The 7,814-nt window shown below is 47.4% G+C and carries 7 protein-coding genes; 5 read left to right on the forward strand and 2 right to left on the reverse strand.

The features are described from left to right. Positions 1 to 385: VCBS repeat-containing protein (locus JKY90_00430; GenBank protein MBL4850739.1), on the forward strand; the 385-nt coding region annotated here is incomplete at its 5' end. A 312-nt stretch (positions 386 to 697) separates the two neighbouring features. On the opposite strand, the gene JKY90_00435 is transcribed toward JKY90_00430, so the two are convergent. Further along, the gene (locus JKY90_00435) at positions 698 to 1,264 is read right to left on the reverse strand and encodes a cytochrome P460 family protein (protein MBL4850740.1); all 567 of its coding nucleotides are present in this window, start codon (positions 1,262 to 1,264) and stop codon (positions 698 to 700) included. A 159-nt stretch (positions 1,265 to 1,423) separates the two neighbouring features. Here JKY90_00435 and JKY90_00440 point away from each other — a divergent pair, with 159 nt between their 5' ends. Next, complete coding sequence (locus JKY90_00440; GenBank protein ID MBL4850741.1) at positions 1,424 to 2,371, forward strand: AraC family transcriptional regulator; 948 nt, start codon at positions 1,424 to 1,426, stop codon at positions 2,369 to 2,371. A gap of 35 nt (positions 2,372 to 2,406) precedes the next feature. Next, on the forward strand, positions 2,407 to 5,136 hold the full coding sequence (gene polA, locus JKY90_00445; protein MBL4850742.1) for a DNA polymerase I: 2,730 nt from the start codon (positions 2,407 to 2,409) through the stop codon (positions 5,134 to 5,136). A 199-nt stretch (positions 5,137 to 5,335) separates the two neighbouring features. Here polA and JKY90_00450 read toward each other — a convergent pair whose 3' ends face one another. Next, complete coding sequence (locus tag JKY90_00450) at positions 5,336 to 5,986, reverse strand: YihA family ribosome biogenesis GTP-binding protein (GenBank protein ID MBL4850743.1); 651 nt, start codon at positions 5,984 to 5,986, stop codon at positions 5,336 to 5,338. Between the two features lie 324 nt (positions 5,987 to 6,310). On the opposite strand from JKY90_00450, the gene JKY90_00455 reads away from it, so the two are divergent. Together JKY90_00455 and JKY90_00460 are read left to right on the forward strand one after the other, a co-directional pair. Continuing rightward, entirely contained in the window at positions 6,311 to 6,988 is a 678-nt protein-coding gene (locus tag JKY90_00455) for a thiol:disulfide interchange protein DsbA/DsbL (GenBank protein ID MBL4850744.1), read from the forward strand. A 41-nt stretch (positions 6,989 to 7,029) separates the two neighbouring features. After that, on the forward strand, positions 7,030 to 7,814 hold a 785-nt coding region (locus JKY90_00460), incomplete at its 3' end, for an acetolactate synthase large subunit (GenBank protein MBL4850745.1).

Here is a 7,814-nt window from a genome sequence, read left to right on the forward strand (position 1 = left end):
GCTGGCGGATATCGATGGCGACGGTGATCTCGACCTGGTCGAGGGTAATAATGGATCGACCACCCGCGTCTATGTCAACAACGGCAGCGGCAACTTTAGCGACAGCGGGCAGGCGCTGGGCGGCAATCTCACCCGCTCTGTCGCGCTGGCGGATATCGATGGCGACGGTGATATCGACCTGGTCGCGGGTAATGAGTCTGGACAGGCCAACCGCGTCTATCTCAACAACGGCAGCGGCACCTTTAGCGACAGCGGGCAGGCGCTGGGCAACAGTAACACCATCTCTGTCGCGCTGGCGGATATCGATGGCGACGGTGATATCGACCTGGTCGCGGGTAATAATGGACAGGCCAACCGCGTCTATCTCAACCAGACCAACCCCTGACGATAAACCACCAAGCCAATGTATCGTTCCCACGCTCTGCGTGGGAACGCATCTCAAGACGCTCAGCGTCAAGAGATAGTTGGCGCAGAGCGCCATCAAAAAGACAGCGGCGGTCTAATATGAAAAAATAGAGGGAGGTGAGAAAATAAGTGTACGCCACCTAGTCGGCAGCGTACACAGAGGCACAACTTACCACCCCAAGACTCGGTTTTGCCCCCCCCATTGAGGGGGAGCACTTCCTCAGGAAGGCTACCGCATTCCCCCTCAGAGCCTGGCAGGCTCTGCGAAAGCGTGGGGGCGCAATAAGCTCAATTAATGTAGTGGTTTACCCAAAGTTGCCTGATAACCTTCTATGAATACCCAGCCGGTTTTCTCGGCAGGTGTATGGCAAGCCTGGCAGCTTTCTTCAAAACTAGTGGCAACATTCTTTGTTGGCTCATCAGTTTTAAACATCGACCAGCCCCAACCCTTGGCCCAAAGTGGATTCTTGGGGAAACGATTCGTACTGTCTTTGATCATGACAAACCACAGACGGACATCACTGTTCGGGTAGCTAACATTGGCACCGGTTGTATAGTCGCCGGAATCATGCTTACGTAACTCTTTAACTAAGGTTGCACCATCAGGAAACTCACCTGTTCTACGATAGACTTCTACAGTCTCAGCTTCCGTGTAAACATCGTGAAAACCGCTGACATCTCCTTCTGGTACAAACCACGAACCCAGATGAACCATGGTTTTACGTGGGTCTTCCGGTAAATAAATATTACCTTTATCATCAACATACTTGGAAAACGACGTGTCGATAGCAAATACCGGGCTTGCTAATAGGGCCAATAATAAAGATAAGCCCATTAATTTAGTGCGCTTGAAAACCATCTTATAATCTCCTCTTTTAATCCAATCATGTGTATGCCTCTTAAATGATGCACACCCTGAGTGACTGTGAGAGCTACGATAGCGCGGCCGATTCAAATACCCCATGGCTGGAACGCTGTTTTTCTTGTCCAATCGTCCAGGATGGGTAAAAATAGCGCTATGCCTACCACTGAAATTGACATTCTAAGCCAGGTGCTACGCTCTATTCGTCTGCGCGGGAGTATCTTTTTTTGCTCCAAGCTCTCTGCACCCTGGGGTATGACACTGACCACAACAGCGCATCCGCGCTTTCATATCGTGCTTGAAGGCAGCTGCTGGCTACAGGCAGACGATATGCCAGAACCCGTACAAATGCATGCGGGTGACTGTGTGTTATTAACCCACGGCAGTGCACACTGGATTGCCGATAACCCCAACAGCGACCGTATTGCCAGCGAAACTGCCGCCGCTGCATACGAAAAGGGTGAGCCTTTATTTAGCGGTAGCAAAACCAGCACACGTTTGCTATGTGGGCGCTTCCACTTTGACACACGTAGCCAGCACCCGCTCATCACAACATTACCCGCCACTATTCGTATGACCCATGTTGGCACAACAGAACGCCACTGGCTTTACCAAACCGCTCTGTTACTTGACGACGAGTTACAACAACGTCGCGCAGGGGTTGATGTGCTCATTGACCGTATCTGTGAAACCTTGTTTGTGCAGATTTTACGCAGTGATCACTCGCTGAAAAACACACCATCAGGGTTTCTTTCAGCACTGCACGATCCAGTAATCAGCCGTGCATTGCAGTGTATCCATGAGCAACTGTCGTATGACTGGACAGTCGAAGATCTGGCCGCACAATGTCACCTGTCACGCTCTGCGTTTGCCAGTCGTTTTCAACAAAAAATAGGCCTTGCGCCTATTGCCTATCTCACCCTGTGGCGCATGGAAAATGCATTGTGCCTGCTGCGCGACACACCCTTGTCATTGGCGCAAATTGCCGATCACTTGGGTTATTCTAGCGATATGGCCTTATCCAAAGCCTTTAAACGCTTTTACGATGAGACACCGGGTGCAGTACGTAAAACCATGCGTAATGAATTTTTACTCATGCAATAATTCAAACATTTTTTGATAATCAGGACATTCCCTTAATGAGTAAACCCTCCGCTAAACCATTAATACTCGTCGACGGGTCTTCCTACCTCTATCGCGCCTTTCATGCCTTGCCACCCTTAACCAATTCGCATGGTGAGCCAACCGGCACCGTCTTTGGCTGTATTAATATGATTAAGCGTCTGCTCGAAGACTATCAACCTGAGCATATGGCCGTTATTTTCGATGCCAAGGGCAAAACCTTTCGTGACGATCTCTATGCTGAATATAAAGCCCATCGGCCACCAATGCCGGATGAACTGCGTGTTCAGATTGAACCAATACATGCCTGGGTAAAAGCCATGGGCCTGCCACTGCTTAACATCGAAGGCGTTGAGGCCGACGATGTTATTGGCACACTGGCACAGCAAGCCAGCAAGCTCGGCATAAAAACAGTTATTTCAACCGGTGACAAAGACCTGGCCCAATTAGTCGATGAGCATGTCACCTTAATCAATACCATGACCAATAAAATCATGGACTGTGCTGCTGTGAAACAAAAATTTGGCGTGAGGCCAGAACAGATTATTGATTACTTGTCACTGGTCGGCGACAGCGCCGATAATATTCCAGGCGTGCCCGGCGTGGGGCCTAAAACCGCAGCAAAGTGGCTTAATGAATATGGCTCACTCGATGAGCTTGTTGTCAATGCCGATGCCATCACAGGCAAAATTGGCGATAAATTACGTGCCAACCTGGATCAGCTACCCTTGTCACGCAGCCTGGTCATACTAAAATGTGATGTCGAGCTCGATGTCACACCAACCACCCTTAATATCGAGCCAAAGAATATTGCGCGTTTACATGAGATTTATCAGCGCATGGAATTTAAGCGCATGCTGAAAGATATTATCGAGCAAGAAGAAGGCCAAAAAGACGCAAGCAATATCGACGTTAGCAAGCAATCCGCCGAGGTCAAAACCAACTATCACACGCTATTTAAAATGGCTGAACTGACACATTGGCTAAAGCGTTTGCAAGACTCAGAGTTATTCGCCTTTGATCTTGAAACCACCTCACTGCAATACATGAAAGCAGAAATTGTCGGCCTGTCATTTTCTATTGATGCTGGCGAGGCTGTCTATATTCCATTAGCGCATAACTATGAAGATGCGCCGCAGCAACTAGATCGTAATGACGTCTTAGCTCTATTTAAACCGCTGCTAGAAAATCCTAATTATTTAAAGGTAGGGCAACATATCAAATACGATATGAATGTGCTGGGCAACTACGGCATCCGTTTGCGTGGCATTGCCTTTGACACCATGCTGGAATCTTATGTGCTCGACAGCACTGGCACACGTCACGATATGGGCTCGCTTGCATTGAAGTATCTTGGCCGCAAGACGGTGCATTTTGAAGACATTGCTGGCAAAGGTGCCAAGCAAATTACTTTGGATAAAATTGATATTAATATCGCCGCGCATTATGCCGCAGAAGATGCTGACATTACTTTGCAATTGCATCAAACCTTATGGCCAAAATTACAGCAAGAAAAAGGGCTAAGCCAATTACTGCAAGATATAGAAGTGCCACTTATTCCAATATTGTCAGACATTGAACGCTATGGTGTTCACATCGACGCTGATATGCTTAAACAACAAAGTGGAGAAATTAGCGCAGAATTAGACAAAATTATTATTGAAGCAGAAAAGCTTGCCGAGCAAGCCTTTAATCTTGATTCACCCAAGCAAATTCAAGAGATATTATTTACTAAGCTGAACTTGCCCATTTTGAAGAAAACACCTAAGGGGCAGCCCTCGACCGCCGAGAGTGTATTGAAAGAATTGGCTTTAGACTATCCCTTACCAAAATTAATATTGCGTTATCGTAGTTTGGCAAAATTACGCTCGACCTATACCGACAGCTTACCGCAACAAATTAACCCAAATACCCAGCGAGTACATACCTCCTATCATCAGGCCGTTACTGCAACAGGGCGTTTGTCTTCTAGCACACCTAACTTACAAAATATACCGGTAAGAAGCATCGAGGGCAGACGTATTCGTCAAGCCTTTGTCGCGCCGAATGAAGACACTGTGATTGTCGCTGCTGATTATTCGCAAATTGAATTACGACTGATGGCACATTTATCTGGCGACCCAAGTCTGCTCAACGCATTTCAACAAGGTATTGATATACATAGCTCAACGGCGGCTGAAATTTTTGGTGTTGGCGTCGAAAATGTTGATGCCGAGCAAAGACGACGCGCTAAAGCCGTTAACTTTGGTTTGATTTACGGCATGTCGGCCTTTGGTTTAGGCCAACAACTAGGCATAGGCCGTAACCAAGCACAAGAATATATCGAGCTTTACTTTCAGCGTTATCCAAAAGCGAAAGAATTTATGGACACAACACGAAAACTTGCGCGTGAACAAGGCTATGTTGAAACACTATTCGGTCGTCGCTTATATCTGGCTGATATCAAATCGTCTAATGCGCAACGGCGCCAATACGCTGAACGCGCGGCGATTAACGCACCCATGCAGGGTAGCGCGGCAGACATTATTAAGCGTGCTATGATCAACGTAGATCATTGGATGAATAAAGATAAACCGGCAACAAGGATGATTATGCAGGTTCACGATGAACTGGTATTTGAAGTGGCAAAAAGCCAACTCGAAACCGCCAAAGAACAGATTCAACTCTGCATGACCCAGGCAGCAGATCTAAGCGTACCCCTAGAGGTGAGCATTGGTACTGGCATCAACTGGGATCAAGCTCATTAGTCAGTGTTCGATATAAAATATCTATCAAACAAAGGACGCGAAAGGGAACTTATTAATATTAGTAGAATCATAAAGAACGTAGCACTTACCACTTTTATCCTCCTAAACAGTGGCAAAGATATCCCGGCATCCCCAGCTGGGATTATTTCCCCCGGCTTTCTCCTCCCTTAGATTAGCCGGGGTTTTTTATCTTCTCTTCTCATTTATCGCTGTCATTCAGCAGCCAGCAATCAAGCTGCGCGATGGCCTCAGCAAGACCCGTTTTTTTAAGTGATGAAAACAACTGAAAACTGACAAGCTCTACTGGCAAAGACTTTTCGCTTGCCAAAGCTTCCACACCCCGCTGCGCCTTCAAGCTGGCTGCCGATGCTGCACCACGACTAAGCTTGTCTGCTTTGGATAACAAAATATGAACAGGCAAATTGAGTGACAAACAATACGCCAACATATGCTGATCACCCTCACCAAGCAGGCGCCGGATATCAACAATAAGCACCACACCTTTTAGTGACTGTCGCGCTTGAAAATAATCCGACATCAGCTTATCCCATTGCTTGCGCACTGACGCTGCTGCTTTGGCATAACCATAACCCGGCAAATCGACCAAACGTATCGGTGACCGTCGTACCACGTCAAGCTCAAAAAAATTAATTTGCTGAGTGCGGCCAGGTGCTTTACTGACACGGGCAAGGCTACGTTGGTCGGCTATTGTATTCAGTGCACTTGATTTGCCGGCATTAGAGCGGCCAACAAAAGCGACCTCACTACCGACATCATCAGGGAATTGGCTTGCACCGGCAGCGCCCAATATAAATTTCGCGCGTCGGTATAATGAGTTATTGCTTGTCACAGTTTAAGCAGCCTCTGGTTGTTATTCTATGAGAATTTCTGTGGGCTATCGCCTACCTTAAAAGAGGCAATGGCCACTGAACGCAGGTGATACAACAGAGTCAATAGTAAACATTAATCAAGGAATTAATAGCGAGTTCAGCTATATCAAGGCATATTGCCCTCCAAAGGCTCGGTTTTGCGCTCCCTTGAAGGGGTATACATGGTACCCCATTGCCTTATAGCACTAAACCTCTTACCCTGGAATCAAACACCAGAACAAGAAAATCTCTAATAACTTGGGCAAGCATTAACCAGAGATTGCCAATACAAACAGGACAAAAATATGAAGTTACAACATCGGGGTTTTATTTTTCACTGTTTTTTTGTTTTTCTCGGCGGCCTATTATTGACAATGAATACAGCAATAGTCGCAGAGACCCACTATGAGGCCGGTAAAGCCTATAGCGTCATTACACCACAGCAAGCCCCCATGAGCGAATCGGGCAGCGCTTCAAACAAGGTCGAAGTACTCGAAGTATTCTGGTATGGCTGCCCACATTGCTATCGGTTCCAGCCTTACGTCAAACGCTGGCTCGAAGAAAATGCCGACAATATTAGCTATATCCGCCTCCCCGCTGTCCTTAATAAAAGCTGGGCAATACATACTCGCGCCTATTACACTGCAGAGGCCTTGGGTGTATTAGAAGAAATTCACGACCCGCTGTTTGAGGCCATTCATAAAGGCCGCCGCTCTCTCAATAATGACGAAACGCTAATGGCATTTTTCGAAGAATTCGGTGTTAATAATAAAGATTTCCGCAAAGCCTTCTATTCCTTTTCTGTCAGCGGTAAAGTCAAACAGGCCGAAAAGTTGACACGGCGTTATCAAGTTAGCGGTACACCGGCCGTCATCATAGATAACCAGTATTACACGGGGCCAAAGCAGGCTGGAGGTAGCTTCGAAGAACTCATTAACGTCGTCGATTTTCTCGTCACTAAAGCCAATAACGAAGATAACTAGCATGTTGGGGATAACACCCCTCAACAAACAAAGGAGCAACAATGAAGGCCGTTGAATTATTTGTTCAATGCCTAGAAAACGAAGGGGTTGAGTATATCTTTGGCATTCCCGGCGAAGAAAATCTCGACCTGATGGATGCCCTGCTAGACTCGCCCATTAAATTTATTACGGTGCGCCACGAACAAGGCGCGGCGTTTATGGCCGATGTCTATGGCCGCCTGACCGGCCGTACCGGCGTCTGTCTCTCCACTTTGGGCCCCGGCGCTACCAATCTTATTACTGGTGTCGCCGATGCCAACATGGATTACGCGCCAGTCGTCGCCATCGCAGGCCAGGCAGGAACCAATCGCCTACACAAAGAATCACATCAGGTGCTCGACTTACAAGCGGTGTTTAAACCACTGACTAAATATTCCGTGCGGATTTTAACACCGAATGTCATCAGCGAAATCATACGCAAGGCCTTTAAGCTGGCACAAACCGAAAAGCCTGGCGCCTGCTTTATCGAATTTCCTGAAAACCTCGCACCAATGCCGATCGAAGATACGCCATTAACAGTGCAACAGCCTAGCGCACCAGAGCCTTCACAAGAACGTATCGTCGCTGCGGCTAACACTATTTCTGCAGCCAAACACCCCATTATTCTCGCCGGCAATGGCGTCGTTAGAGAAAATGCCTGGGTACAACTGGCAAACTTCGCGCACAAACTTAACATCCCCGTCACCAATACCTTTATGGCCAAAGGCGTGATTCCCTTTAAGCACCCCATGGCACTAGGCACTGCTGGCTTACAAACCTACGATTATCTCAACCTGGGTTTTGACCA

Source organism: Gammaproteobacteria bacterium, from assembly GCA_016765075.1.
Taxonomy (GTDB): Bacteria; Pseudomonadota; Gammaproteobacteria.

Bases quoted from the DNA above. Each gene is read 5' to 3' on its own strand.
- JKY90_00435 (MBL4850740.1), bottom strand. From the start codon at position 1,264: ATGGTTTTCAAGCGCACTAAATTAATGGGCTTATCTTTATTATTGGCC.
- JKY90_00440 (MBL4850741.1), top strand. From the start codon at position 1,424: ATGCCTACCACTGAAATTGACATTCTAAGCCAGGTGCTACGCTCTATT.
- polA (MBL4850742.1), top strand. From the start codon at position 2,407: ATGAGTAAACCCTCCGCTAAACCATTAATACTCGTCGACGGGTCTTCC.
- JKY90_00455 (MBL4850744.1), top strand. From the start codon at position 6,311: ATGAAGTTACAACATCGGGGTTTTATTTTTCACTGTTTTTTTGTTTTT.